Annotated in this window: 1 protein-coding gene; it reads right to left on the bottom strand. The window is 36.9% G+C overall.

Features of this window, described 5'->3' with window-relative positions:
- Nucleotides 1-70: 70 nt before the first annotated feature.
- The coding region (locus DW173_RS23295) for a BF3164 family lipoprotein (RefSeq protein WP_233562287.1) at nucleotides 71-556 on the bottom strand (486 nt) is incomplete at its 5' end.

The following is a 556-nucleotide window of genomic DNA, read 5'->3' as shown; positions in this document are numbered from 1 at the left end:
TATGTAAGCAAATCCTGCAAGATAAACAAACTCATCATCCTGCTCCTTTTAATCAAGTTAATTATCTCATTCAGCCAAAGTTAAACTTAAGTATTGGCTCATCATTATTTACATCTGTCGCTATTATCGTTTTCGTAGCTTCATCCACCCAAATACCATATATATAATGGTCGAGCACATATTTACATAACGGTTCTCCTTTCAAACTAAATACATAAATATATTTTCCTCCATCAGGAAGCCTCCCGCTTTGTCTCGCAATCTCCTTAAAAGGCGTTCCATGAAATACTATATAAATGGCACTATCTGTTACTTGTACATCACTAAATCCCATAACACCCGTTGGTATACCATATCCATCTGATATTTTGAATTCAGGTTCACCATGCTCACCTATACGAACAACATGAGTACTATCTTTCAAATTATAGATCTCAAGGACTTCTCCCAACTGGGTGACTACCGCCAATATTCCGTTATTAGGATTGTAGTCAAGGAAACTTCTCCATGCTTGAGCCAATGCCGGACGAGCATTTTTCAATGCTTTTTCATCAAT

Source organism: Bacteroides sp. AM16-13, from assembly GCF_003602705.1.
Taxonomy (GTDB): domain Bacteria; phylum Bacteroidota; class Bacteroidia; order Bacteroidales; family Bacteroidaceae; genus Bacteroides; species Bacteroides xylanisolvens.
The sequence above is the reverse complement of the archived record's forward strand: the minus strand, read 5'-3'. Positions and strand labels throughout refer to the sequence as shown.